23 protein-coding genes are annotated in these 25,553 nt (G+C 56.9%); 8 read left to right on the top strand and 15 right to left on the bottom strand.

All coding sequences use genetic code 11. The annotated features are described in order from the left end of the window. Positions 1 to 34: 34 nt before the first annotated feature. The 8 genes from rseP to rpsB all read right to left on the bottom strand — a co-directional run bounded on the left by rseP (position 35) and on the right by rpsB (position 7,564). Entirely contained in the window at positions 35 to 1,384 is a 1,350-nt protein-coding gene (gene rseP / locus Q669_RS05650) for an RIP metalloprotease RseP (protein ID WP_022991548.1), read from the bottom strand. 49 nt (positions 1,385 to 1,433) lie between these two features. Next, positions 1,434 to 2,618 carry a 1-deoxy-D-xylulose-5-phosphate reductoisomerase gene (gene ispC, locus Q669_RS05645; protein WP_022991547.1) on the bottom strand — a complete coding sequence of 395 codons (1,185 nt, stop codon included), beginning with the start codon at positions 2,616 to 2,618 and terminating at the stop codon, positions 1,434 to 1,436. Then, positions 2,615 to 3,460, bottom strand: coding sequence for a phosphatidate cytidylyltransferase (locus tag Q669_RS05640; RefSeq protein WP_036148938.1), 846 nt, complete (start codon positions 3,458 to 3,460; stop codon positions 2,615 to 2,617). The genes ispC and Q669_RS05640 overlap by 4 nt, the downstream gene beginning before the upstream one ends. A gap of 19 nt (positions 3,461 to 3,479) precedes the next feature. Next, positions 3,480 to 4,250, bottom strand: coding sequence for a polyprenyl diphosphate synthase (uppS, locus tag Q669_RS05635; protein WP_022991545.1), 771 nt, complete (start codon positions 4,248 to 4,250; stop codon positions 3,480 to 3,482). 62 nt (positions 4,251 to 4,312) lie between these two features. Then, positions 4,313 to 4,870, bottom strand: coding sequence for a ribosome recycling factor (gene frr / locus Q669_RS05630; RefSeq protein ID WP_031210096.1), 558 nt, complete (start codon positions 4,868 to 4,870; stop codon positions 4,313 to 4,315). 69 nt (positions 4,871 to 4,939) lie between these two features. After that, positions 4,940 to 5,668: a UMP kinase gene (gene pyrH, locus Q669_RS05625; protein ID WP_011786005.1), complete on the bottom strand. Its 729-nt coding sequence runs from the start codon at positions 5,666 to 5,668 to the stop codon at positions 4,940 to 4,942. A 180-nt stretch (positions 5,669 to 5,848) separates the two neighbouring features. After that, complete coding sequence (tsf, locus tag Q669_RS05620; RefSeq protein WP_014421998.1) at positions 5,849 to 6,718, bottom strand: translation elongation factor Ts; 870 nt, start codon at positions 6,716 to 6,718, stop codon at positions 5,849 to 5,851. A gap of 93 nt (positions 6,719 to 6,811) precedes the next feature. Further along, positions 6,812 to 7,564 carry a 30S ribosomal protein S2 gene (gene rpsB / locus Q669_RS05615; protein WP_011786007.1) on the bottom strand — a complete coding sequence of 251 codons (753 nt, stop codon included), beginning with the start codon at positions 7,562 to 7,564 and terminating at the stop codon, positions 6,812 to 6,814. Positions 7,565 to 7,837: 273 nt separating this feature from the next. Here rpsB and map point away from each other — a divergent pair, with 273 nt between their 5' ends. The 6 genes from map (at position 7,838) to dapE (ending at position 15,077) form a co-directional block, all read left to right on the top strand. Next, a complete protein-coding gene (map, locus tag Q669_RS05610) occupies positions 7,838 to 8,608 on the top strand; it encodes a type I methionyl aminopeptidase (RefSeq protein ID WP_022991544.1) in 771 nt (256 codons plus the stop codon). Beyond that, complete coding sequence (locus Q669_RS05605; RefSeq protein ID WP_022991543.1) at positions 8,609 to 11,254, top strand: [protein-PII] uridylyltransferase; 2,646 nt, start codon at positions 8,609 to 8,611, stop codon at positions 11,252 to 11,254. After that, the gene (gene dapC, locus Q669_RS05600; RefSeq protein WP_022991542.1) at positions 11,251 to 12,453 is read left to right on the top strand and encodes a succinyldiaminopimelate transaminase; all 1,203 of its coding nucleotides are present in this window, start codon (positions 11,251 to 11,253) and stop codon (positions 12,451 to 12,453) included. Before Q669_RS05605 ends, dapC begins: the two co-directional genes overlap by 4 nt. After that, entirely contained in the window at positions 12,450 to 12,791 is a 342-nt protein-coding gene (locus tag Q669_RS05595; RefSeq protein WP_022991541.1) for an ArsC family reductase, read from the top strand. The genes dapC and Q669_RS05595 overlap by 4 nt, the downstream gene beginning before the upstream one ends. A gap of 40 nt (positions 12,792 to 12,831) precedes the next feature. Next, a complete protein-coding gene (gene dapD, locus Q669_RS05590; RefSeq protein ID WP_022991540.1) occupies positions 12,832 to 13,860 on the top strand; it encodes a 2,3,4,5-tetrahydropyridine-2,6-dicarboxylate N-succinyltransferase in 1,029 nt (342 codons plus the stop codon). 86 nt (positions 13,861 to 13,946) lie between these two features. Then, positions 13,947 to 15,077 carry a succinyl-diaminopimelate desuccinylase gene (gene dapE / locus Q669_RS05585; protein ID WP_022991539.1) on the top strand — a complete coding sequence of 377 codons (1,131 nt, stop codon included), beginning with the start codon at positions 13,947 to 13,949 and terminating at the stop codon, positions 15,075 to 15,077. 34 nt (positions 15,078 to 15,111) lie between these two features. Here dapE and Q669_RS05580 read toward each other — a convergent pair whose 3' ends face one another. After that, positions 15,112 to 15,330 carry a SlyX family protein gene (locus tag Q669_RS05580; protein WP_011786014.1) on the bottom strand — a complete coding sequence of 73 codons (219 nt, stop codon included), beginning with the start codon at positions 15,328 to 15,330 and terminating at the stop codon, positions 15,112 to 15,114. 168 nt (positions 15,331 to 15,498) lie between these two features. Between Q669_RS05580 and Q669_RS20050 the strand changes: the two genes are divergently transcribed. Then, positions 15,499 to 16,038, top strand: a complete 540-nt coding sequence (locus tag Q669_RS20050) for a cold-shock protein (RefSeq protein ID WP_011786015.1) — start codon at positions 15,499 to 15,501, stop codon at positions 16,036 to 16,038. Between the two features lie 78 nt (positions 16,039 to 16,116). On the opposite strand, the gene Q669_RS05570 is transcribed toward Q669_RS20050, so the two are convergent. The 3 genes from Q669_RS05570 to Q669_RS05560 form a co-directional block, all read right to left on the bottom strand. After that, positions 16,117 to 16,491 (bottom strand): hypothetical protein, encoded by a 375-nt coding sequence (locus Q669_RS05570; RefSeq protein WP_011786016.1) that lies wholly within the window; start codon positions 16,489 to 16,491, stop codon positions 16,117 to 16,119. Further along, positions 16,463 to 17,866, bottom strand: a complete 1,404-nt coding sequence (locus Q669_RS05565) for a hypothetical protein (protein ID WP_022991538.1) — start codon at positions 17,864 to 17,866, stop codon at positions 16,463 to 16,465. Before Q669_RS05565 ends, Q669_RS05570 begins: the two co-directional genes overlap by 29 nt. 133 nt (positions 17,867 to 17,999) lie before the next feature. Continuing rightward, positions 18,000 to 18,911 carry a DUF1853 family protein gene (locus tag Q669_RS05560; protein ID WP_022991537.1) on the bottom strand — a complete coding sequence of 304 codons (912 nt, stop codon included), beginning with the start codon at positions 18,909 to 18,911 and terminating at the stop codon, positions 18,000 to 18,002. Between the two features lie 64 nt (positions 18,912 to 18,975). On the opposite strand from Q669_RS05560, the gene Q669_RS05555 reads away from it, so the two are divergent. Next, on the top strand, positions 18,976 to 19,416 hold the full coding sequence (locus tag Q669_RS05555) for a VOC family protein (protein ID WP_022991536.1): 441 nt from the start codon (positions 18,976 to 18,978) through the stop codon (positions 19,414 to 19,416). A gap of 63 nt (positions 19,417 to 19,479) precedes the next feature. On the opposite strand, the gene Q669_RS05550 is transcribed toward Q669_RS05555, so the two are convergent. The 3 genes from Q669_RS05550 to Q669_RS05540 form a co-directional block, all read right to left on the bottom strand. Beyond that, complete coding sequence (locus tag Q669_RS05550) at positions 19,480 to 20,550, bottom strand: hypothetical protein (RefSeq protein WP_081699713.1); 1,071 nt, start codon at positions 20,548 to 20,550, stop codon at positions 19,480 to 19,482. After that, complete coding sequence (locus Q669_RS05545; protein WP_022991534.1) at positions 20,547 to 23,870, bottom strand: hypothetical protein; 3,324 nt, start codon at positions 23,868 to 23,870, stop codon at positions 20,547 to 20,549. The genes Q669_RS05550 and Q669_RS05545 overlap by 4 nt, the downstream gene beginning before the upstream one ends. Beyond that, positions 23,867 to 25,553 (bottom strand): type VI secretion system Vgr family protein (locus tag Q669_RS05540; RefSeq protein ID WP_022991533.1); only part of this gene is annotated, 1,687 nt, incomplete at its 5' end. The genes Q669_RS05540 and Q669_RS05545, both read right to left, overlap by 4 nt.

The raw sequence follows: 25,553 nt of genomic DNA, 5'->3' as shown, positions 1-25,553 counted from the left end.
GCCTGGTTAATGTGCGGTAAGGAGCCCGCAATTCTCACAACCGCATCAGGTCGTTGTAAAGAGCAAACACCATTAAAGTCAGTATCAAAGCCATACCGATTCGTAATCCAAAGGCCTGGGCCTGCTCGGAAAGTGGCTTCCGGCGAATGGCTTCGATGGTGTAGTACACAATGTGCCCACCATCCAGAACCGGAACGGGGAGCAGGTTAAGCACGCCAAGACTGACACTCAGATATGCCAGAAAGCGCACAAAGTCTTCGAACCCCGAGCTGACACTCGCCTCGGCAACCCGGGCAATGGTAATCGGTCCACTGAGATTGGTCGGAGACAGCAGCCCGGTGACCATCTTTTTAATCGCCACCAGTGTCAGGCGGGTGTCGGCCCAGGTTTCATTCACAGCATTCGGTATCGCCGCCAACGGCCCGTAGCGGACCTCCCGCAACAGTTCATCAGGCCAGTTCACTGCGCTTACGCCGGCACCTACGAAACCAACGACCTGACCATCCTCAAGCGTTCTCGAAGCAGGTGTTACCGGAACATTCAATTCATCGCCAGAGCGCTCGATGGTCAGTTCCAGAGTCTGTTCCGGGGCATTCCGAATATGCTCCACCAGAGCAAACCAGTCCGGTACCGGCTCGCCATCAACAGCCAATATGCGGTCACCGCCTTGCAGCCCGGCCGCATTTGCCCGACCATCGGCAGTCACCTCACCCAGCACCGCGGGCACATCCGGACGCCAGGGGGATATCCCGAATTCCGCCAGCGGGTTCGGAGTATCATCACTCAGGCGCCAGCCGTCCAATGGACCCGCCACAGTGCCCCTGGAACCATCCCGGGAAATCTCCAGCGAAACCTGACCGTACTCCCCCGCCCTCTCGAGCAGCCGCATGTTGACGTCTCGCCAGGAGGTCACCCTATGGCCGTCAACGGTATGGATTTCCATCCCGCTTTCCAGCCCTGCCCGTTCCGCAACGCTGCCCTGGGCCACCTCGCCAACCACCGGAGCGACGGTGGTAACGCCAACAACACTCAACACCCAGTAAGCGAGAATCGCGAACAGAAAATTGGCAATTGGGCCGGCAGCCGCAATGGCGATGCGCTGGGAAGGAGGTTTCGAGGTAAACGCCTGATCACGTAGCTCTTCCGGTACCGGGCCTTCCCGCTCATCCAGCATTTTCACGTATCCCCCCAGGGGGATAGCCGCTACCGCATATTCGGTTCCGTGACGGTCATACCACGAAAACAGAGGCTTGCCGAACCCCACTGAAAAACGAAGCACCTTCACACCGAATCGGCGTGCCACCCAGAAATGGCCGTATTCGTGCAGCGTTACCAGAATTCCGAGGGTAAGCGCCAGTGCCAGTACGGTTTGAATGATCTGCATAGACGTTCCGGTTTATGGCTGAATGAGCGGCCTGTCAGGCCCAGGGACGTCAGACAGCCAGCAGGCTGATCTGTTCCCTGGCCCGGCTGCGAGCCTCGGCATCTTTCGCGAAAATAGTGTCAAAGCTGTCCGCTGGCACAACGTCTGTGGCCGTCAGGGTTCGCTCTATAATAACGGGGATATCGGCAAAGCACAGCCGGCCTTCCAGAAACGCCGCCACTGCAACCTCGTTCGCCGCATTGAGTACCGCTGGCGCTGTACCGCCTGCAGCAAAGGCTTCGGCCGCAAGGCGCAAACAGGGGAAACGCTCCAAATCCGGGCGCTCAAAGTGAAAACGGCCAATGGCGAACAAATCCAGGGGCGCAACACCAGCCTCAATACGCTCAGGCCAGGCCAGGCCATTGGCAATGGGTGTACGCATATCCGGGCTTCCCAACTGGGCAAGCACCGAGCCGTCGGCATATTCAACCATGGAGTGAATGATGCTTTCGGGGTGGACATGAACCTGCACGTTTGCCGGCGTGGTATTGAACAGCCAGCAGGCTTCAATCAACTCCAGGCCCTTGTTCATCAGGGTTGCAGAGTCCACAGAAATCTTCTGGCCCATTGACCAGTTAGGATGGGCGCAGGCCTGGGCCGGCGTCACCGCCCGTAAGTCCTCAGCCGCAGACTCCCGGAAAGGTCCGCCGGAGGCGGTCAGAAGGATACGGGTAATACCCGCCCCATGAGGGTCTCGCACCTTGTCCGCCGGCATACACTGAAAAATGGCGTTATGCTCGGAGTCAATGGGCAGCAGCTCGGCCCCGTGGCGCTCAACCGCGTCCATAAACAGTTTGCCGGACATCACCAACGCTTCTTTGTTGGCAAGAAGAACGCGTTTGCCGGCCCGGACTGCGGCCAGCGTTGGCGCCAGGCCGGCAGCGCCGACAATGGCAGCCATCACGGTGTCCGACTCCGCTGAAGCCGCCACCTCACAGAGCCCCGTTTCTCCCGCCAGCACTCGGGTCTCGGGCATATCCGCCAACAGCGCCTTCAGGCGTTCAGCAGCTTCTGAATCGGCCATCACCGCAACGGCCGGTCGAAATTCACGGCACAGGGTTGCTAATTCATCCGCCCGGCTTCCTGCGGTCAGGGCATACACTGAAAAGCGGTCCGGATGCCTGCGAATAACATCCAGGGTACTCAAGCCGATGGAGCCGGTTGCGCCAAGAACCGTAATCGAGCGTTTCGTCATGCCACGACCTGGCCGGCGGTCAACCAGCCCAACAGAGTAATCATCAGGGCAAATACCGGAATGGCCGCAGTGAGGCTGTCGATACGATCCATAATGCCGCCATGCCCGGGCAGCAGCTGACTGCTGTCCTTGATGCCTCGAAAGCGCTTCAGCATGCTTTCAAGTAAATCGCCAAGAACCGAGACAAAACCGGTCACCAGACTTGCCACCACCAGCAGCATGGCTTCCGCGACACCTGCGTTGGCCAGGAGGCTGGCCACAATGGCGAGTAAGGCCACTGCAGCCAATCCTCCCCATACGCCAGCCCAGGATTTGCCGGGACTGACGCGAGGCGCCAGCTTGGCTTTACCAAAGGCGCGGCCGGCAAAATAGGCGCCGATATCAGCCACCCACACCACCAGAAAAATATACAGAATAACGACCAGATTGTTGGCCACGTCGCCAAACTGGAAGCCGCCATTGCGAAGGTGATTCAGGCCCACCCACGCGGGCACCAGCACCATGAACCCCATCAGTGCCCTGACCGGGATAGCGCCCCAGCGCTCGGATCCGGCGGGATACCGTCTGACCAGCCAGAAACAAACCAGCCACCACGCAATCGCCAGCCAAAGCACCAACAATGCTGGCAGGTCACCCAGGGCATAGAGAAGCGCCGCCATAACCAGTGCATACCCGACGCGTCCGGGCTGGCTTTCGATTCCGGACATATTGGCCCATTCCCAGGCCCCTAACGCGATGATGGCGCCGGTAAACAGGGCGAACCCCAGAGGCGGAAGGAAAAAAATACCACCGATTGCAATCGGCGCCAGGATGAGTGCGGTAATGATTCGGGTTTTAAGCACGGTATTGGTCGCTTGGTCGTTATTGTTGTGCAGCGCGAGCAGCAATCTGGTCGTCGGTCTGACCGAAACGGCGCTGTCGATGGGCATAGGCATCAAGCGCCTTGAGCATTTGCTCGCGCTTGAAATCCGGCCAGAACACCTCGGAAAAGTAGAATTCGGTGTAGGCCAGGTGCCATAACAGGAAATTGCTGATGCGCTGTTCGCCTGCTGTCCGGATAAGGAGATCCGGCATGGGAAGATCACCGATGCTCAAGTGCTCCTGGATCAGGTCATCGGTGATATCTGACGGTTCCAGCTGACCCGCCTTCACTTGCTCCGCCACCTTACGGGTCGCCTGGGTTATGTCCCAATGCCCACCGTAATTGGCCGCAATCACCACCGTCATACGGGTATTGTCACGGGTCAGGGCCTCGGCTTTCTCCATATGTTCCTGGAGCGCTGGATTGAAGGCTGAACGATCACCGATAATCCGTAGGCGGATATTGTTGCGATGTAGTTTACGGACTTCCCGCTCCAATGCGATCAGGAACAGACGCATAAGAGCGGAGACTTCATCCTTGGGCCGGCGCCAGTTCTCGCTGGAAAAGGCAAACAGGGTCAATACCTCCACGCCCTCTTTGGCGCAGGTTTCCACCACCGCCTTGACCGCATCCACCCCGGCCTTGTGGCCCGCCACTCCCTTAAGCCGGTGCGCTTTGGCCCAGCGGTTATTGCCATCCATGATAATGGCGACATGCCGGGGGCAGTTATCTGCTGCCACCGGAATTTCTGCGGTAACTTTTGCCGTCATGAAATCCTCTGTGCGGCGGGACTCCCCCGCCGCTGATCCTGCTCCTGTATGAACCCGGGCGCTTAAACCGCCATCAGGTCCTCTTCCTTCGACTTCAACATCTTTTCAACTTCGGCGATGTATTTGTCGGTGAGCTTCTGAATTTCATCTTCGCCACGGTGCTGATCGTCTTCGCTGATTTCCTTTTCCTTTACCAGCTCTTTGATCATGTGGTTGGCATCGCGACGAGCATTACGAATAGACACCCGACCGTGCTCCGCATCCGCCTTTGCCTGCTTGACCATTTCTTTACGGGTCTCCTCGGTCAGCATCGGCATGGGCACGCGGATGATGTCGCCGCTGGTGGCCGGATTCAGGCCAAGGTCAGACGTCATGATCGCCTTTTCAATCGTGGGCACCAGATTCTTTTCCCAGGGCGCAACGGTCAACGTCCGGTTGTCTTCCACGTTCACGCTGGCCACCTGCTTCAGCGGTGTTTCCTGACCGTAGTAGTTCACCATTACGCTGTCCAGGATCGCCGGATGGGCACGTCCGGTACGGATTTTATTGAAAGCCGAGTGCAGAGCTTCCAGGCTCTTTTTCATTTTCTTTTCGGCTTCAGCTTTGATGTCGTTAATCACGTCAGCTTCCTCAATTCGTTCGTCTGGTTCCATGCAGGAAGCCGGCACTTCAGGCGCCGGCAGCCTTATTCATTCAATCAATGTGCCTTCCCGTTCCCCGGTCACAATGCGCGTGAGCACACCGGGGCGGTTCATGTCGAAGACCCGCAGCGGCATACCGTGATCCCGCGCCAGGCAGATGGCCGTGAGATCCATCACGCCCAGTTTCTTGTCCAGAACCTCATCATAGGTCAGGTGGTCGTATTTTACTGCGGTAGGATCAAGATGGGGATCGGCCGAGTAAACGCCATCTACCTTGGTTGCCTTCAGAACAGCGTCAGCTTCAATTTCAATGCCACGCAGGCAGGCTGCAGAGTCCGTGGTGAAGAACGGGTTGCCGGTACCCGCACTGAAGATGACCACATCACCTTCCTTGAGATCCCGCACCGCACGGCGACGGTCATAATGCTCAACAATACCGCTCATGGGGATAGCAGACATCACGCGGGTACGGATGTTCGAGCGCTCCAGCGCATCACGCATGGCCAGGCCGTTCATGACCGTGGCCAGCATCCCCATGTGATCTCCAGTCACGCGATCAAGGCCTGCCGCATTGAGGGCTGCACCGCGAAACAGGTTGCCACCGCCAATGACCAGCCCCACTTGAACACCAATGCCAATAAGGGCACCGATTTCCAGGGCCATACGATCAAGAACTTTGGGATCAATACCGAAATCGTGCTCTCCCATCAGGGCTTCGCCACTGAGCTTGAGCAGAACACGCTTGTATCTGGGCTGGTTTTTCGAAGATGTCGGCATGGTGGTCCCCTTCTCGTCTGTTGGCTATCCGGCGCAAACCCGTTGCAGGCTTGTATCTGACATACTCCTCAAAAAAGGGGTATCTCAGATACAAGCCCGCCACGAAAGCCGGGCGAACCCGGCTGACGTGGCAGACTCAGGTGGCACTGCCATATTGCACGGCAGTGCCTCGAAGAGGAATCAGGCCTTGCCTGTGCCAGCGGCAGCAGCCACTTCAGCAGCAAAATCCACTTCTTCTTTCTCGATGCCTTCACCCACTTCCAGGCGAATGAAACCAACCAGGTCGCCACCGGCCGACTTGATCAGGTCACCCACTTTCTGGTCCGGGTTCTTGACGAACGGCTGCTCAACCAGGCTGTTTTCAGCCAGGAACTTCTTGATGCGGCCACCCATCATCTTTTCAACGATCTCAGCAGGCTTGCCTTCCATATCCGGCTGGGCCTTGATGATCTCTTTCTCTTTTTCCAGCTCTTCAGCCGGCATGTCGTCAGGCTTGCCAACGCGCGGGTTAACAGCAGCAACGTGCATGGCGATATCGCGAGCCAGCTCTTCGTTACCTGCAGTCAGGGCAACAACGGAAGCGATCTTGTTGTTGCTGTGCACGTAACCACCCACAACCGGGCCTTCAACCTTGATGATGCGACGAACGGTGATGTTTTCACCGATCTTCTGAACCAGCGCCTCACGCTTGGCTTCCAGGTCGCCTTCCATCAGCTTGGCAACGTCAGTTTCGCCCTTCTCGAAGGCAACATTCAGAACGTCGTTGGCGAAGTTCATGAAGTTGTCGTCGCGAGCAACGAAGTCAGTTTCGGAGTTCACTTCCAGAATGAAGGCCACGGTGTTGTCGTCAGACACCTTGACCAGAGACACGCCTTCAGCGGCAGTACGGCCGGCCTTCTTGGCGGCTTTCAGACCGGAAGACTTGCGCAGCTCTTCAATCGCAGTTTCAACATTGCCTTCAGCTTCAACCAGTGCTTTTTTGCACTCCATCATGCCAAGGCCAGTACGCTCACGCAGCTCTTTGACCATTGCAGCGGTAATTGCAGCCATGTTCAATCCTCTTGTCTTTTCCGAATTCGGTGGGGAGGTATACCCGCATATACAGGCGGGCATACCTTACAACTCAAACGTTAAGCCTGGATGTTACTCGGCGGCCGGAGCAGCGCCTGCAGCATCTTCGCTGACTTCAACAAACTCGTCAGCGCCAGCGCCGGCAGACTGGGAAGCTTCCAGACAGGTATCGGCAACGGCTTTCACGTAGATCTGGATAGCGCGGATGGCGTCATCGTTACCCGGGATTACGTAATCAACACCATCGGGATCGCTGTTGGTATCAACAACACCGATAACAGGAATACCCAGCTTGTTGGCTTCCTTGATGGCGATACGCTCGTGGTCTACGTCGATAACGAACAGGGCATCCGGCAGGCCACCCATATCCTTGATACCACCGATGGAGCGCTCGAGCTTATCCATCTCACGGGTACGCTCAAGGGCTTCTTTCTTGGTCAGCTTGTCGAAAGTACCGTCCTGGCTCTGGGCTTCCAGATCACGGTAGCGACGGATAGACTGACGGATGGTCTTGTAGTTGGTCAGCATACCACCCAACCAGCGATGGTTAACGTACGGCTGACCGGAACGCTGAGCTTCTTCCTTGATGATCTTGGAAGCCGCGCGCTTGGTACCAACAAACAGGATCTTGTTCTTGTTCTCAGCCAGAGACTGAATGAAGTTCAGCGCTTCATTCATGGCCGGAACAGTCTGCTCCAGGTTGATGATATGAATCTTGTTACGGGCGCCGAAGATGAACTTCGACATTTTCGGGTTCCAGTAGCGAGTCTGGTGACCGAAGTGAGCACCTGCCTTGAGCAGGTCACGCATATTTACCTGAGCCATGATATTTACCTTTTAGCTTCGGGTTAGTCCTCCACGCGTCCGATTGCCCCAACCAGCCTCCTTTAAACAGGAGCCGGCACCCTGGGACAACGTGCTGACACGTGTGTGAATTTGCCGGATTCGTTTCCGGCGGGCGCGTTTATACCATATCTGCCAGGCCAAACGCCATTATTTTTAGCCCCGGGCTATGGCCAGCATAGCCTGCTCCCCGCCTTGTACCTTATGTCGCCGCCCCTTAAAATGCCGGTTTGATACAAATCAACAGGAAGCCCGATGCAGGTAACTATCAAGACCCCCGAAGAGATTGAAAAGATGCGCGTGGCCGGTCGCCTGGCTGCCGAAGTTCTGGAAATGCTCGACGAACATGTCAAACCCGGCATCACCACGGAAGAGCTGGATCGCATTGCGCACGACTATATCGTCAACACACAGCAGGCAATCCCCGCTCCCCTGAACTACAAGGGCTTCCCCAAGTCTATCTGCACATCCGTCAACCACGTAATCTGTCACGGCATCCCGTCCGAGAAGAAGGTGCTGAAAGAAGGCGACATCATCAATATTGATGTCACCGTCATCAAAGACAGTTACCACGGCGACACCAGCAAGATGTGGATTGTGGGTAAGCCCAAGCCCGGCACCGAACGCCTGATCCAGATCACCCAGGAGTGCCTGTATAAAGGCATTGAACTGGTGAAGCCCGGAACCCGCCTGGGTGATATTGGCCACGTAATACAGCAGCATGCCGAGAAACACCGTTACTCCGTTGTCAGAGACTATTGCGGCCACGGCATTGGCAAAGTGTTTCATGAGGAGCCTCAGGTAATGCACTACGGCAAGCCCGGCACCGGCATGGAACTCAAAGAAGGCATGACCTTTACCATCGAGCCGATGATCAACCAGGGCAAATACCAGACCAAGCTACTGGCAGATGGCTGGACGGTGGTCACCAAGGATCACAAACTGTCGGCACAGTGGGAGCACACCATTCTGGTAACTGCGGATGGCTATGAGGTGCTGACCCGCCGATCGGAAGAGTCATTCTAAGTGGACCGAAGCGAGCTGGAATCCCGAATCAGTAACGACACCTCACCGGTGTTTGCCGCACGCGAACTGTTGCGGGAAAGTTATAACGCTGATGCCGAGGCATTTCAGCAAGGTGCCGATGTCCGCGCCCTGGTTCTTGCCAGGGCCAACACCATCGACAAGGTACTCCGGCTGATCTGGAACCGATACCCGTTCTCCCGCTCCGCAGACATTGCACTGGTGGCCGTGGGGGGGTATGGCCGGGGCGAGCTGCACCCTCATTCCGATATTGACCTGCTGATCCTGACCCGCAATGGCATAGAAGAGGACTGGCAGGAAGACCTGGGAGCGTTTGTCACCCTGCTTTGGGACCTCAAACTGGATATTGGCCACAGCGTTCGCAGCCTGGCGGAATCCATTCAGGCCGCCCGGGAAGACATCACCATTCTGACCAACCTGCTGGAAACACGCACGATCGCAGGCCCGGATGGTTTACGGGCCGAACTCAGTGAGATGGTGTATTCGGACGACGTCAGCTCCGATCGGGACTACTTCCTCGCCAAACGTGAAGAGCAGCAGCAACGTCACAAGAAGTACGGCGACACGGAGTACAATCTGGAGCCCAACGTCAAAGGCTCTCCTGGCGCCCTTCGGGATATCCAGACCATCGGCTGGATCACCAAGCGCCATTTCGGCCTGCAGAATATTGCCGACCTCACCCGCTTCAGCATCCTGACCGAAGAAGAGCACCAGATTCTGTACCAGGGGGAGACCTTCCTCTGGCGGCTCCGATTTGGCCTTCAACTGCTGGCCGACCGCAATGAAAATCGACTGTTATTTGACCACCAGCGCGCCCTGGCACAAATGCTCGGTTACCAGGACGAAGGTAAACGTCTGGGCGTAGAGCTGATGATGCAGCAGTACTACCGCACTGTGCTTGCACTGGCGGAGCTGGCCGACGTGATCCTGCAGTATTATGACGAAGCCATCATTGGCAGCGGCGGCGAAGATGAAATCCGCCCCCTGAACAAACGTTTCCAGGTTCGCAACCTTTACATTGAAGCGGTGAACAATCAGGTGTTCGCCTACGCCCCGTACGCGATCATGGAAATCTTCGTGCTGATGGCGCAACACCCGGAGATCAAAGGTATCCGGGCCACCACGATTCGCTCACTCCGGGCCCACAGGCATCTGATTGATGACGCGTTCCGGTCTGACCTGGCCGTCACCACGCTGTTTATGGAGCTGCTACGCACGCCCCACGCCCTGGACCAGACTCTGTCGGCCATGAAGAAGTACAACGTGCTGGGCCGCTACCTGCCGGAGTTCGGCCAGATCATCGGGCAGATGCAACACGACCTTTTCCATATCTATACGGTAGACGCCCACACCATGCGGGTGATCCGCAATATGGTGAGGCTCAACAGCACCGAGGCCCGAACCGAATACCCCCTGGCCTCCCGTCTGATACACCGGCTACCCAAACTGGAAACCCTGTTTATTGCCGGCCTCTACCACGACGTGGCGAAAGGCCGGGGCGGCGACCATTCCGAGCTTGGCGCCATTGATGCCGAAGCCTTTTGCGAGCGGCACCATCTCAGTGAACGGGACACCCAACTGGTGTCCTGGCTGGTGGAAAACCACCTGTTGATGTCGATGACCGCGCAGCGCAAGGATATTTCCGACCCGGACATCATTCAGGCCTTTGCCCGCGCGGTACCCAGCCTCGCCCACCTGGACTATCTCTACATCCTCACGGTTTGCGATATCAGTGCCACCAATCCCAAACTGTGGAACACCTGGCGCGCGTCGTTGTTGCGCCAGCTTTATATAGAAACCAAACGGGCGCTGCGCCGCGGCACTGACAATCCGGTAGACCGGCAGTCCTGGATCCGGGCCACCCAGGAGGAAGCCAGGGAAATCCTCCACGCCCAGAATATGACCGATGAACAGATCGACCATATCTGGAATACCGTGGACGACGAATACTTCCTGCAGGATTCCACTGTGGATATCGCCTGGCAAACAGCCGCCATCATTCGCCACGGCGACAACCCGGATCCTCTGGTGCTGATCCGGGACACCCGGGGTGGCCCGACTGACGGCTATTCCCAGATCATCATCTACATGAAAGATCGCGTCGCCCTGTTTGCCGCCACCACCGCTGTTCTGGAACAGCTGAACCTGAACATTGTGGATGCCCGCATCAATTCCACCGAAGGCCCCTATTCCATCAGCTCCTATGTGGTTCTGGATGACAAGGGGCAGCCGCTGGGTATCGACCCGGCCCGGAAGGAGCGCGTACGCAAGCGACTGATTGAAGAACTGGACGACCCGGAAGACTATCCGGACATCATCCATCGCAGAACGCCAAGGCAGTTGAAACACTTTGCGTTCCCGACCGAGGTGACCTTCTCCAACGACACCATCAATCAGCGCACGGTGATGGAACTGATCACGCCGGACCGCCCCGGTCTGCTGGCGAGGATTGGCCAGGTGTTGCTGGAACACCGTGTGCGGCTGACCAACGCCAAGATTGCCACTCTGGGAGAGCGGGTTGAAGACGTGTTCTTCATCACCGACGAACAGGGCGAACCCCTGCGCGACCCGGGCGTGTGCCAGGCCCTGCAACAGGACCTCTGTAAAATGCTGGACGAGATTCAATGAACCCCAATCTGGAAAGACTTCACCCCTATCCCTTCGAGAAACTGGCCAAACTGAAGGCCGGCATTTCGGTGCCAGAACATCTGGCGCCCATCTCCCTGGGAATTGGTGAGCCCAAGCACCCATCGCCAGCCTTCGTAAAGGACGTTATTGCCGATAATCTGGATAAACTGGCGAATTACCCCACGACCAAAGGCACGGACGAACTTCGTAGCGCGATTGCCGCATGGGCAACCCACCGGTTTGATCTTGCACCGGCGTCATTGGATCCGAACCGCCACGTGGTGCCCGTAAACGGAACCCGCGAAGCCATCTTCGCCCTGGTTCAGGCGGTTGTGGATGCTGGCAAACCCGCCACCGTGGTCAGCCCCAATCCTTTCTATCAGATCTACGAAGGCGCAGCCTTCCTGGCCGGCGCCACACCGGTTTATCTGCCCTGCGATGGCGGCAATGGCTTCATCCCGGACTTCGACGCCGTGCCCGAGTCGGTCTGGGAGAACTGCCAGATCCTGTTCCTGTGCTCGCCCGGCAATCCGAGTGGAGCGGTGATTCCGAGGGAAACCCTGGTAAAAGTGATTGAACTGGCTGACCGGCACGATTTCCTGATTGCCTCGGACGAGTGCTATTCAGAGCTCTACCCGGACGAAGCCAACCCGCCGGAAGGCTTGCTGCAAACCTGCGCCGCCATCGACCGCCACGATTTCAAGCGCTGTGTGGTGTTCCACAGCCTGTCCAAACGCAGCAACCTGCCGGGCCTGCGGTCCGGTTTTGTGGCCGGCGACGCCGAGGTACTGGCCGGCTACCTGAAATACCGCACCTACCATGGCTGTGCCATGCCTATACATAATCAGCTGGCCAGTATCGCCGCCTGGAACGATGAAGACCATGTGCGCGAAAACCGCGCCGCCTACCGGGCCAAGTTCGAGGCAGTCGTGCCCATTCTGCGCGAAGTGATGAACGTCGACTTCCCGGATGCCGGCTTCTACCTCTGGCCGGAGACGCCCATGGACGACGAAACATTCGCCCGGGAGCTGTCCGCCCGACAGAACGTACACGTATTGCCGGGCCGATATCTGTCGCGCACGGTAAACGGCCACAACCCGGGTGAAAACCGCGTGCGCATGGCGCTGGTGGCTCCCCTGGAGGAATGCGTTGAGGCCGCGAAACGTATCGTTGAGTTCGTAAAAGGTTTTAAACAATGAAGATATATGGCATCCGCAACTGCGACACCGTCAAAAAGGCCCGGAAGTGGCTGGATGAACACGGCGTGGACTATGAGTTCCATGATTTCAAGAAAGACGGCCTGAGCAGCGAGAAGCTCAGCCAGTGGGAGCAGGCCGTTGGCTGGGAAACGCTCCTGAACAAACGCGGGACCACCTGGCGAAAACTTCCCGACGAGGTTCGTGATACCATTAGCGCCCAAAGTGCCCACCAGATCATGCTGGACAACCCCTCCATCATCAAACGCCCTGTCGTCGAGCGCGGAGACGGCGTAAGCGTGGGGTTCAACGCAGACGACTGGTCTGCGTGGCTGGGCTGAATTTTTCTGACTATTTAATGACAACAGGAGCAACCACCAGATGAGTTTTGCATTCGGTATCGGAATCGGCACCCAGAACAACCAGGGCGAATGGCTGGAGGTGTACTACCAGCAGCCGATCATGACACCCGACAGAGACCTGATCGACGTGGTTGAGTCTGCGCTGGACTATAAGGGTGGCAACCAGGCCATCAGCGTGAAAGCAGAACAACTGGCACAGTTTGCCAACGCCCTTCGCCAACTGGGCCGGACAGACCAGGCCAAACTGGCCGAGAAAGCGGCTGAGAGCAAGCGCCCCGTGGTAGTCACCGTACTGGCAACGGACGATACCGCTTCCAGCACGCCGGAGGTGTACCTGAAACTGCACCTGATCTCACACCGCCTGGCCAAGCCCCACAGCCTGAAGCTGGACGGCATTTTTGGCCTGCTGCCCAACCTGGCCTGGACCAACGAAGGCGCCATTGACCTGAATGAACTGCCGGAGCGGCAACTGCAGGCACGCCTGGATGGCCGTATTCTGGAAGTGAAGTCGGTCGACAAATTCCCGCAGATGACGGATTACGTAGTGCCCAAGGGTGTACGTATTGCCGACACCGCCAGGGTACGTCTGGGGGCCTACGTAGGCGAAGGTACCACCGTCATGCATGAAGGCTTTATCAACTTCAACGCCGGTACCGAAGGCACCAGCATGATCGAAGGGCGCATCTCCGCAGGCGTGATGATCGGTAAAGGCTCCGATCTGGGCGGCGGCTGTTCCACCATGGGCACGCTTTCCGGCGGCGGCAACATCATTATTTCCGTGGGCGAGAACTGCCTGCTGGGCGCCAATGCCGGCATCGGCATCCCGCTGGGCGATCGCTGCACCGTTGAAGCTGGCCTGTACATCACCTCAGGCACCAAGGTGGCCCTGCTGGATGACCACAACAAACTGGTGGAAGTGGTGAAAGCCCGCGATCTGGCCAGCAAAAACGATCTGCTGTTCCGTCGCAATAGCCAGACCGGTGCGGTTGAGTGCAAAACCAACAAGACCGCCATTGAACTGAACGAAGAACTGCACGCCAACAACTAAGGCTGTAGCCCGCCACAGAACCCACCGACACCGGGGGTTCTGTGGTGTTATTCCCTCTACTCTTTCCTTATCGAACAGGTTTCCCTATGTCGCTCTCCCCCACCCTGGAACTTGCCAAGGACCTTATCCGCCGCCAATCCGTAACGCCGGACGACGCGGGCTGCCAGGAACTCATGATGTCACGCCTGGCGCCGCTCGGTTTCAGTGGGGAAAACCTGCGCTTTGGCGAAACCGACAACCTTTGGGCAAGAAAGGGCAACAATGGGCCGGTTCTGGCATTTGCCGGCCACACCGACGTGGTACCCACCGGCCCTGAGAAAAACTGGGCGCAACCGCCGTTTGACCCGATCATCAAGGACGGCTACCTGCACGGTCGGGGCGCAGCGGACATGAAGGGAAGCCTGGCGGCCTTCATCACCGCCTGTGAACGATTTGTGGCCAACCACCCGAATCATCGGGGCTCGATTGCCCTGCTGATCACCAGCGATGAGGAAGGCCCGGCCCAGGATGGCACCGTAAAAGTGGTGGAAACCCTCGAAGCCCGCAATGAGAAAATGGACTGGTGCCTGATTGGCGAACCGTCCAGCACCCACCAGGTAGGGGATGTCATCAAGAATGGCCGGCGCGGCTCCCTTCACGGATACCTCACCGTTCACGGCGTTCAGGGCCACGTGGCCTACCCGCATCTGGCCGAGAATGCCGTCCACAACGTTGCACCGGCACTGGACGCGTTGGCCAAGGAATTCTGGGACAACGGCAACGACTTCTTCCCGCCTACCACCTTCCAGATAACTCGTGTCGAGGCCGGCGTCGGCAGCAATATTGTGCCCGGGGAGTGCCTGGTGCACTTCAACTTCCGTTACTGCACCGAGAACACCGCGGAAAGCCTGGAAGAGAGAGTGGTCGCTATCCTGGACCGGCACAACCTGAAATACGATCTGCAATGGCACCTCAGTGGCCGGCCATTCCTGACCGACAAAGGCGCGCTGGTATCGGCCGCACAGAATGCCATTCGAACCGTGACTGGCCGTGAGACAGAACTGTCTACGTCCGGCGGCACCTCAGACGGTCGCTTCATTGCGCCCACCGGTGCCCAGGTGGTCGAACTTGGCCCGATCAACGCCACCATTCACAAGGTGGACGAGTGTGTGAAGGCTGAGGACCTGGACACACTATCCGAGATCTACGAACAGATTCTGGTCGAGCTGCTGGCATAAAGAATCGAACCAGAGGCTCACAATGAGCCTCTGATCAATAATGCGGCGGGGGTGTTTCCTCTTCTTCCCGCCGGATATTGGACGGCGAGATATCCTTGAGTTGCTTGTGCAGCATTTTCTTGGCGTCCCACAGTTCCCGAATGTCCATCTCCTGCTTGGCGACCTGATCACTCAACGTGTTGATCAGCTCATCCTGGAACGCAAGTCGCATTTCCAGTTCTGCCAGTCGTTCTTCCAGGGAGTTTTTGCTCATGAGGTTTGGTCAGCCCTTTCTGTAATCTGGTATCATGCCGCCTTTTACCGCCTGCGCCCGGGATAATCAGTTTTCCCGGGGTTGGCGGCGTTCACCGGCCAGACATGCCATGTTACCCGATGTCCGGCTTTTTATCGTCAGTGTTAAACCATGGAGAATAACCAACCAATGCGTAATCCAGCCAAAGCGATCCTTGTTGCCATTCTGATCGCGATTCCGGCACCGTTTGTACTCGGCCTTCTGCTTACCACCACTCCGGAACCCCTGAAAATCCTGGCGTTGGGCCAGGGCCTGGAAGCTCTGGGCAGCCAGGGTGGCATAGCGGCCTATCTGTTCGCGTTTGTTGTCTTTGCCGTTGCCGCCTTTGTTGCGATTGCACTCGCCGGCAAGCAGCCTGCCGCCAGGAACTCAGCCGCGCGCAAGGCAGCACCTCGCAGTGCCCAGCCCAGCAATCAGTATGACGACGACGAAGACGATTTTGACGACAGCACTCCGGAAGGTAACGAGGAAGGCACCGTCAAGTGGTTCAACGTCAAGAAAGGCTTCGGCTTTATCGTTCGTGACAGTGGCGACGAGATCTTTGTGCACTTCCGCGCCATCCGTGGCCGTGGTCGCCGCGTGCTTCGCCAGGGCCAACTGGTGCGCTTCAACGTGGTTGAGGCAGACAAAGGCCTGCAGGCAGACAACGTGTCTATCCTGAGCGACTGAGACAGCTCCCGCACGCGCCAATAAAAAAGCAGCCTCTCGGGGCTGCTTTTTTGTTTCAAGCCGAAAACCTTGTGACTGTCAGTTCCAGACCACCAACTGCTCGCCGCGATGATCCAGCCGCCACCACTTATCGTCCTCCACCGGGTCCCCTTCTTTCCAGTCTCCCGGGCTGCAGCGGATTTCAGTATCCATTGCCCGCCAGGCACTACGAGCGCAATCCAGGTCGCTGTTCCAGGGCAGCTCATCGCCTTCCATCACCAGTGAAGTGAAACGCTTGCCGAAAGCGCCCGGATACAGCGTGATGCGCACCCGCGCGCCGCTATACCTGGCCATGCCCTTCACCACGGAACTGACGTCGGTATCGTCCAACTGTAATTCGTCCAGTTGGCCTTCCAGCCAGTTGGAGACCGCGGCCGGTTCAAGGTCACGAATGTAGATTTCCAGATCCTGCACCCAAGGATTCTCCCTGCAGTTGTTCGCAATGTCGCACATAGTGAACCGGCCCGGGCCTCGCTGCAACCCATCGCTCCAGTTCCTCGCGCAGATCGTCCACCAGCAATCGTCGGAGCGTGCCGGCCCGCTTGCGCTCGTGCCAGAGAACATCCGCCGCCGCCTGTTCAATCATCAGGACCTCCGCCTTCTGCTCCGGGAGATGGCAATCTTCTCCCCGCGCCAGTGCAACCAGCGACTGCCGGTGCCACACCTCTTTTTCGCCTTCCAGTGCCGCTGCCGACACCGAGCCACGACTGGCAAACAAATCCAGCCGGGCGGCGGCTCGCCGTACCCACTGCAGCATACCACCAGGAGTGCTGACACAGCTGCTTTGTCGGGAAGCCGCATATTCGAGAGCCGCCTGGGAAACCTGGATATTCCAACGCTTTTCGGTTGCCGGTTGATGTGCGGTGAGTACCGCCCTCCGCTGACGGACGCTCACTGGAGGCAACTCCAGAACCTCAGGTTCACGTCCCAGTAACTGCCCCAACCGAACGACACCGCTGGAATCCGTCATCGAATCACGACCAATCAGCAGGATTGGCCCAGACCAGCCAGAAACCAGATCCCGGATCAGCCCCAGCGGCTCGGCTATCAATGTCAGCAAATCGGCGGGGCTGACATTGTCCAATACCAGTGCAGGCCAATGCTCAGAGGAGGAATCAGCTGACGGTAAAACCGGTTGATCGCAGGCCAGCACTTCGGACTCCCGGCGAGGATCAACCTGAACCCAGGCCAGGCCGGGAGTGCTCAGGAGCGAGTGCAGCCAGGCCGACTTGCCGGCCCCCCTGGGGCCCCGAACCCAAATCAATGCTTCGGGATTGGCCGCCAGGGCAACCGCAACATCTTCCGCCAGCGCGAGCCATGCTGGCTCCGCAATCGATACCGGCGCAACGAAACGGGCATCGGAAGTGGGCACAGGTACGTCATGTGCCGAGGGCCAGCAGGTCACAAGCTCGAGTACAGCCACATAGGCCTTATCCTGAAGCCGCTCACATTGGGACGTCAGGGCTTTCAGAAGCACCGGCCAATCGAGCCAGGGGACCTCTGCCGACTCGCGGGCGGAGGCAATCCAATAGATCAACTGGGAGGACAGATCACCGTCTCCGACCACCTCGGTCACGATGGGCTGTTCACCCTGAATGGTGCGAACGAGTTCGTCCAGATCGATACTCTGGCGTTGCAAAAACGGGGGAATCGCGGGGATGGCATCGAGCAATGCCAGCAGAAAATCTTCGGCAGTAATCACAGAACCGCCCCGGCGCCCAACACTTTCTCGGGCCATCAACAGCGCGGTCTGACACTCCGGAGACAGACATCCTTGCCAATCTTCCATCGGGGCATCTCCTTCCTTGGCTTACGGGCATCGTCCTGATGCCACCTGAACAGCCCGGAATTCTAGAACCGTGTCACGAATGTGACAACGACCAACGCCCGTTTCTGTGAACCGAACAGCCCCTACAATGGTCTTAGGCGCCTGCACCCGGCCACTGGGGCGGCATAACGAACACCCGACTGTCCTCTACCCAGCGATCGGATTCCGGCCGCCTGTTCAAAACGGCAAACAACTGGGGTATCCCGGCGCTCTCCACCCGATCAAGCGCCGCCCTCGCCAATGCTGTATCCGGCGCAGCCGATTGAGTCCAGGGGCCGATCCAGTCCGGCTTGAACAGGGGCACCCAGCCAGAGATATTCTCCTGCCGGGCCTGATCAAGCCTCATCCAGTGACCTTTCAGATGCTTCCTCGGCACCTGTGCCGGGGCCTCAGGTAGCGTTTGAGCAATCGGATAGAACAGATAGCCTGGCATGAAAATTCGTGGCGTTACCGTTTCGCAGACGCCAACACTGGCCAGCAAGCCCTGGGCTTCTGGTCGCTGGCACAAGCGGCTTTGGTGATTCAGCAGGCGCTCAGTCTTCAGATCCAGCCGATCCCGGGCATTGGGTCCGTACCACCGGACCTGATTTGCCTCGGTTACGAAGCCGAGATAGAACTTGATGGCAATTTCGTGGTGCTCCAGTTGGCCGGAGCTCCGGTTGCGAACCAGAAAATCCAGCTCACCCAGCGTTCGCCCCTCGGCCTGAACCTGCTGATTCTGCAGTACAATGTCCCAACCCAACAGATCCCGCAGTAACAACTCGTACAGGCGCTCGAAATAGTGGCCAAGCCGACCCTCCGGCGTTTCCGTCAACCGCGCAGGCAGGGTATCAGGGTTCCGCTCCCACCGTTTCAACGTCTCCAGGAATTCGGGGGGCAGATGGGCGGCAGGATCGAAACTGAGCTCATGTTTTAACAACTGAGGCGACAGACACAACCAGGCCAGATGCCGGACCGCTGGCAACTCAAATGCCAGCAACGTCTCGGTAATCTCGTTTTTAGTCATAGCCGAAGAATACCGTAAACTGTGGCGTATACAATTCAGAACCTGACCAGCCAAGGAGCACCTTATGCAATACCTGCACACCATGATCCGGGTGAGCAACCTGGACGACACGCTGCACTTCTTCTGCGATTTGCTGGGCATGGTAGAAATCAGCCGGAAGAGTAACGAAAAAGGCCGCTTCACCCTGGTGTTCCTTGCCGCTCCGGATGACGAAGCCCGGGCCCGGGAAGACAAGGCGCCCATGATCGAACTGACCTACAACTGGGACCCAGAGGAATACACAGGCGGCCGCAACTTCGGCCATCTGGCCTACCGGGTGGACGATATCTACGCCCTGTGCGAGAAACTCCAGGCCAACGGCGTCACCATCAATCGCCCACCCCGGGATGGCCATATGGCGTTCATCAAGACGCCGGACGGGATCTCCATTGAGTTGCTACAGAAAGGCGATGCGCTGCCGGCTCGGGAGCCTTGGGCGAGTATGGAGAATGTGGGGAGTTGGTAAAGCAACTTCGATTCTGTAATGGCGCCGGTTTTCGGTCCAGCCATTACAGAATCGAGCGTGTTATCAAATCGGCCATGCATCGGCTGGACGTAGCTCTCGGTATTCCGCCATCGAGATCTTGCCGAGTTGCGGCGTAAGCCGGCACTTGCGCTTATTCCAGGGATATTCCTCCTGCCGCTTCAGCCATTCCTTGCCCTCTCCTTCCTTCCAGGCTTCCAAATCCAGATCGCGCCAGAAGCGAGGGTTACGACCGCTGCGCAGGTCGTGTTCAGCGGTGACAGGATCCAGGTGTCGGAATGGTTCCAGCCGTGGTACATCTGGCAGGGGCTGCGTCACATCCATGTAGGTCTGAAGTACATCCCAAAGTGCCAGGACCTCTGATTTGCTGGATTCGATGGTACTGAAAGCCGTTTTATGGAATGACTTCTGTGTATAGCGATGCACAAAAATGAGCCGATAGAACACACCGCTTTGCTGGATCACCCGATCCACATAAGCATCGAATTCCACAAACGGGGCTTCGAAAAACCGGCCTCGCCCGAGAGCCAGGCGAACCAGCCCGGTGGCTCGGTTGAACTCACTACAACCGTCCTCGAGAGTGTCGTCCAGTTTCTTGTTGATCGCTTTTTCAAAGGGCTTGAGCACAAACCCCATGCCGGTGCTCATGATCCAGTTAGTGGTAACCGGAGTTACCCAAATCGCAAACGCAAACCACATTAGCGAAAGAAGCCCACCAATAAAGACCAGAATCTCGGATGCAATATCTAAGTTGTTATTTGCCTCAATAATTCCCCAACCGACTAACGCTATACCGCTGAACCATAGGAAAAAAACCCATATGACCGGCAATGCAAGGACTAAAACCTTGAGTCCCAATTTGTCATTCAAAAATCGAATCCTTTGGTGGTCCCACCACCAATCTTTGGACTCGAACTCGGGATCTGTCTTTTCGTGATCCTGTAGCGCTTCAACATCTTCAATTGTCCCGAAATAGGGAATAATGCCGGCATAGGTACCGACAGGCTGAAGATCCTCGCCGATGCGCATTCGGTCTTTGGGTGAAGGTGGCAGTGGTCCAACATCCGTTGCTCTAAAGGCCGCATCTGCCAGACGACGCATATGTTGTTCAGTCATACGTTGACCTCAGTGAAGTACCAATACGGAGCTTTTGGCTGATCATATGGATTCATGAGCATCCGCTTCTTCGGGGGAGGCTGCTCGTGTCGCGCCAAATCGAAAGGTTCGTAATCCTCAAACACCGGCGCAGGAAAAACCAGCGGCCCCAATTCTGTGTTCAGAGTAGCTTGCAACCCCACCCTCACCCGCACTTTAACGGATTCCTGATAATAAAGGCTTTGGTACTCACTGTCCTGAATCTCACGCCTGACCAGGAAACGAACGGCTGATTGCTGTGGAATCGACTGTCGGGCTGTCACCTTAGTGAGCGGGGTGGTTTTGAGCATCTGAGTGCTCGTTCTTGATTCCGTAAGACCTTTCACCGAAACGGTGGTAGTGGATGATAGATACGCAACCTCTTGGACTACCAACCTGAATGGACTGGCAGGCAACCCCGCCTCACATTCCTGATGCAACTTGATGCGGCTAACCAATGGAAATTGGAACGTGATGACGTAATCATCTGGCCTGGGCATATAATCAGGATGGCCTAATGCGGGATCGGGTTCTACGTCTGCATATCGCTGAGCCGTTACGTGAATTGGCGAGAGCAGAGAAAGCAACTGGCTGTAATAGGCCTTGTGGTCCATACCGGGTAGAGAATGATCGGGATGAGTCCCCCAAGGACCACGCTTGAGAAGTTGTTCAAACGTATCGTCTGTGACTGACGCGGCATACAGTCCTCCGCCAACAGCCATTGCAAGACCAAAGATGGCCCATCCCCAACCAGGAATCGCCAGCAAGGTATGCATAAGGGGAGATGCTAGCACAAGCAAACTCCCCGTCATTGCGATGGCGTGACCAGTTGCAGCATCAAAGTCCTTGTTCGACAAACTGATGCGCATCTCCCAAAAGCTCAAACCAGCGCCTGCAGCTCCAGCAATGAACGTTGCCAACCCTGCCACCTTAACGAGAGTTGTAGCCTTTAATGCTTTTAACCGATTACCAATCAGCATCCAGTTTTTCATATCAAACAGCGGTCGGGTCGCTATTTGATAGGTTCTAGTGCTAACTCCACCCGATGCGGCTGAAGCCCTCCCCAATACCTCACTGTACTTTAACGAAGCGGCAATTAAGTCTGAACCAGCACCGGCAAATGTCTTTGCTATACCAAAAGCAACGTTGCCGCTCTCAGACTTCAAGGCACGGTTCAGACTATTTAACTCAAGAAAAAGATTAAACGCTGCAAACACGACTATGCCACGGGACACCACTGGCCCATCCACAATACTGTTCGCTCTCTTGGCTAAATCTACCTTCAACAAACTCAACTTACGCACTTCCGGATGATCATCCGGCGCGAAAAATACCATGGAGGAACCCGCAACTTTATGGATAGCCTCTTCTAACGCCTCCGACGCACGCTTGGGGCTGGTGGAAGCCATCAAGTCGTCAGAGTCATCCAGCAAGTCTGCGTAAAGATAATCCTTTGCTCTGGTGAGCATGCCCTCCGTGCGGTCAAAGTCCGTCAGGCCGCGTTCAATCCCGTCGCCAGATACGCCGATGATAAAACCAGACCTCATTGCCCCCGACCTATCCATTAACTTGATACGCCTCAAGCTTGAGTCCACCAGCGCAAAATTAGAATAGGCTCCCTGCATAAGACGGGGCAGTTCAACACTCTCGATAAGGTCTTCTTCCACCAGGCGTTTACCTACGGTAAGAAGCGCAGCACTCCATTCGTTGAGTGACCCGGCTATCATCCCGCTTACTTTGCCTGCATTGGCTACACCTTTAATACCAGACTCTACTTCACCATTTTGCTCACTCAATTGTTTTTCGAGATAGGCCAGAGACTGAAGATTGAGTCGTTTCAACAGCTCGCCATCGATCTCAGCCGTGTCCTTGGCCAACGTTTCCAGTCTCCTGATAAGAGGTTCCGCATCCCCCTCAACAGTTTCCGGTGCCCATTTGCTTAAAAATGAGCCTTCAAGAACCCAGCGACGAAGATCGGATAGAACCTGGCCTCCTTTGTCTACACCCTGAGCCTTAAGCACTCCGGGAATTTGCTGAAGTAGATTGAGTTTATCTGCGACCAGCAGATACCCCTCACAGACCGCAACATCATTGCAAGTTCGATAATCCTCAAGCACCGCATCAAGAGTTCCGCTGCCAAGCATATCTCGCAACTTTTCAAGATGCCGATCAATAATGTCGATAGCTTGTTGCTTCTGGTCGGTTTTTAGCACCTCATCCAGCTTCGATCGATCAATTGCAGATGCATATCTTGCCAACGGGTTCTGACCACGGTGCGATGGGTCGAACACAGCCTGACGGATGAGCATCGCTGAGTGCGCCATCGGATTGTCCTGAATAGAGGCATCGACGGCATCCAGATAGTGGAGAGCCAGATGTAGCTGAGACATAGAGTGACGAAGAGTGAATAAAGGATCATCAAGCGCCAGGCATGCCACACCCTTCTTCTGCCGCAGATCTTTGAGCTGATCCTCACCTGGCTCACAGCTCAGATCAAATGGAGTCTCGAGCAGCCGACCGAGCTTGACACATAGCTCATCCTCACCGGGCCTCTCAAACCCCATTGCGAAGTCACTAGGGTTCTCCAGCATCAACTCAATGCCCAGATCCCTTTCCCGGAGCTCTTCCACATCCTCGACCCGTGAGGCCAAAAAGCCACCACTAAAGCGCAAACCCTCCACACCAGCGGTCGCCCAGGCAGGACCTACACCCGTTGTTCTAGCGTCGCAGGCGAGTTCATCCTGTTCAAGCTGCTCGATATAGGACCAATCCCACTGTACTTCGCTATACGCCATGCGGAAGTCGTGCATGACTGCCTGGCCCTGGAGGAAAACCGGTATCAATAGATCGTCGAGCCAGTCGCCGCTGGATGGCCTGATAACCCGAAGTCCAGAGCCAGGGTCCATCACTTCAGCGCGAACTGCTTCAAGATCCACGTCACTAAAGCGAGATTGCTCGCCGATCTCCAGCTCACGCCACAGTCGGCCTTTGCGAAAAATGTACAAATACCCTGGACGAAGCATTGCCACACCTTTGCCTTGATAGACGGTAACACCGCCACTGTTAACCGGCAGATTACTGGCGATCTCAGCCAGAGGCTTTACTCGAAGTAGGGTATTTTCCTGATAATCGTCCCGTTCAATATTGGATCTTGCATGCTTAAGAAGAGGAACAGATATCTTGCCTCCATCACGCTTGGGGATCGTCAGCACCAGGTCTTTGGGATCTGTATCGTCGTAGTCCGCTCTTCTGAGAATTGAGCGATCCAGAGACTCATCTGAAAAATCCACCGTGTCCGTCATACGCTCTCCCCTCCTTCGCTTCCTTTCACCGCCTCTACTGAATCCCGCTCCAAGTGCCCACCAATCACATCAATAATCAGCTTTCGATCAGAGCCCGGTAACTGTTCAAACTCCGTTTGGTCGGGAGAGGCACCTTTACGCTGACTAACCATTCCCAGTTCAGGAGACCGCTGCATTGCTGCCCGATCTCTATCAAGCACTGCAGGCAGTTCCGGAGCAACTGTATTCTGCCCCGAACCACTCCCCGGGCTGCCCCCGGAATTAATCTTGATCCCCGGCCCACTCAAGGTCACGCCGCTGGGGTCCAGCTTGATAAAACTTCCACCCCCGGAAATTGTCAGCTCTGCCCCGGCATCCAGCACCACCTTGGCACCGGCCTTGTGATGCACTTCGGTGCCGGCTTCTGAGGCCATGGTGCGGGCGGTTTTCTGATGGTAGGTGCCGCCCACGGTCTGGCTGCAGTCTGCGCCAACGGACAGCCGGTTTTCGCCGTCGGTGGTGCAATGGTCCGCCGCTTTGATGTGGCTGAACTGGTGGTTCTCCACCGTCAGGTGGCTGTCGTTCCTGATGACTTCGGTGCGGTTGTTTTCCGTCAGCAGGTCCAGGTCTTTCTGGGCGTGCACGTAGATCTGTTCTTCGCCGGCTTCGTCTTCAAACCGCAGTTCGTTGCTGCCCTCGCCCTTGTGGGTTTTGGTCTTCAGGGTGGTGCGGGTTTTGTGCTCCGGCAGCGCGTACGGCGGTGTGTTGGTGGCGTGGTAGGTTCTTCCGGTGATGATGGGCTGGTCCGGGTCGCCGTCGAGGAAAGACACGATCACTTCGTGGCCGATTCTGGGCAGGGCCATGAAGCCGTATTGGCCACCGGCCCAGCCCTGGGCCACACGCAGCCAGGCACTGCTGTGTTCGTCGTTCTTCGAGTATCTATCCCACGGGAATCTTACTTTTACCCGGCCGTACTGGTCGCAGTGGATTTCTTCACCCTCGGGGCCGGTGACGAGCGCCATCTGGGGGCCGTCCATCACGGGTTTGTGATTACACAGGGGGCGCCAGGTTTTGTCGGCCGGGATGGCGCTGAAGGTGTTGTGGTAGCTGGTGGGCTCGCTGCCACCCTCTTCTTCCAGGGCCTGGGGCTGGTTGCCGGTGTGGGTAATAGCGGTGAGCAGCCATTCCCGGTTCAGGGTCTGGCTGTCATGGTCCTGCAGTTCCACTTTGGCGCCGGGGGTGAAGTCCGGGCGGTTGCTTTTGCCGTTGGCCATGGCGGCGTCGTTTCTAAGCGCATCCAGTTTGTTCTGGGTGAACGGCTGGCCGCTGGCGTCGGCTTTGTAGCGGCCGGGATAGTCGTAGTGCTGGTAGTCTTCCCGGTGGTTAACACCGCCGGCACTTTGCTCATGCATCAGGGCGTAGGCGGGGTTCTTGAAGGTGTAGTCCTTCATGGCCACGGAAGCGGCTTTGACCCGTTCTTCGTAGGCGAACTGGAACACGCAGGCTTGCTTTGTGCTGCCACCGGCTTTGGTGTTGCAGGTAACCGGGTCCAGTTTCGGGGCGTCGCCGTGGTGGTCAGCGAGAATTAACGCTGGTTGTTCTTCGCCATCCACGCTGCCGTGCTGGTAGCGGTAGTGCCAGCCTTCTTCGGCGGCCAGGCGTTCCAGGAACTGCAGGTCGGTTTCCCGGTGCTGGACGCAGTAT

This window comes from Marinobacter sp. C1S70, assembly GCF_000475355.1.
GTDB classification, from domain to species: domain Bacteria; phylum Pseudomonadota; class Gammaproteobacteria; order Pseudomonadales; family Oleiphilaceae; genus Marinobacter; species Marinobacter nauticus.
This window is presented reverse-complemented; position numbering and strand designations above follow the sequence as displayed.

What these genes read in the sequence shown, in the direction of transcription:
- rseP (WP_022991548.1), bottom strand. Translation starts at nt 1,384, where the DNA reads ATGCAGATCATTCAAACCGTACTGGCACTGGCGCTTACCCTCGGAATT.
- ispC (WP_022991547.1), bottom strand. Translation starts at nt 2,618, where the DNA reads ATGACGAAACGCTCGATTACGGTTCTTGGCGCAACCGGCTCCATCGGC.
- uppS (WP_022991545.1), bottom strand. Translation starts at nt 4,250, where the DNA reads ATGACGGCAAAAGTTACCGCAGAAATTCCGGTGGCAGCAGATAACTGC.
- pyrH (WP_011786005.1), bottom strand. Translation starts at nt 5,668, where the DNA reads ATGCCGACATCTTCGAAAAACCAGCCCAGATACAAGCGTGTTCTGCTC.
- tsf (WP_014421998.1), bottom strand. Translation starts at nt 6,718, where the DNA reads ATGGCTGCAATTACCGCTGCAATGGTCAAAGAGCTGCGTGAGCGTACT.
- rpsB (WP_011786007.1), bottom strand. Translation starts at nt 7,564, where the DNA reads ATGGCTCAGGTAAATATGCGTGACCTGCTCAAGGCAGGTGCTCACTTC.
- map (WP_022991544.1), top strand. Translation starts at nt 7,838, where the DNA reads ATGCAGGTAACTATCAAGACCCCCGAAGAGATTGAAAAGATGCGCGTG.
- dapC (WP_022991542.1), top strand. Translation starts at nt 11,251, where the DNA reads ATGAACCCCAATCTGGAAAGACTTCACCCCTATCCCTTCGAGAAACTG.
- Q669_RS05595 (WP_022991541.1), top strand. Translation starts at nt 12,450, where the DNA reads ATGAAGATATATGGCATCCGCAACTGCGACACCGTCAAAAAGGCCCGG.
- dapD (WP_022991540.1), top strand. Translation starts at nt 12,832, where the DNA reads ATGAGTTTTGCATTCGGTATCGGAATCGGCACCCAGAACAACCAGGGC.
- dapE (WP_022991539.1), top strand. Translation starts at nt 13,947, where the DNA reads ATGTCGCTCTCCCCCACCCTGGAACTTGCCAAGGACCTTATCCGCCGC.
- Q669_RS05580 (WP_011786014.1), bottom strand. Translation starts at nt 15,330, where the DNA reads ATGAGCAAAAACTCCCTGGAAGAACGACTGGCAGAACTGGAAATGCGA.
- Q669_RS20050 (WP_011786015.1), top strand. Translation starts at nt 15,499, where the DNA reads ATGCGTAATCCAGCCAAAGCGATCCTTGTTGCCATTCTGATCGCGATT.
- Q669_RS05565 (WP_022991538.1), bottom strand. Translation starts at nt 17,866, where the DNA reads ATGGAAGATTGGCAAGGATGTCTGTCTCCGGAGTGTCAGACCGCGCTG.
- Q669_RS05560 (WP_022991537.1), bottom strand. Translation starts at nt 18,911, where the DNA reads ATGACTAAAAACGAGATTACCGAGACGTTGCTGGCATTTGAGTTGCCA.
- Q669_RS05555 (WP_022991536.1), top strand. Translation starts at nt 18,976, where the DNA reads ATGCAATACCTGCACACCATGATCCGGGTGAGCAACCTGGACGACACG.
- Q669_RS05550 (WP_081699713.1), bottom strand. Translation starts at nt 20,550, where the DNA reads ATGACTGAACAACATATGCGTCGTCTGGCAGATGCGGCCTTTAGAGCA.
- Q669_RS05545 (WP_022991534.1), bottom strand. Translation starts at nt 23,870, where the DNA reads ATGACGGACACGGTGGATTTTTCAGATGAGTCTCTGGATCGCTCAATT.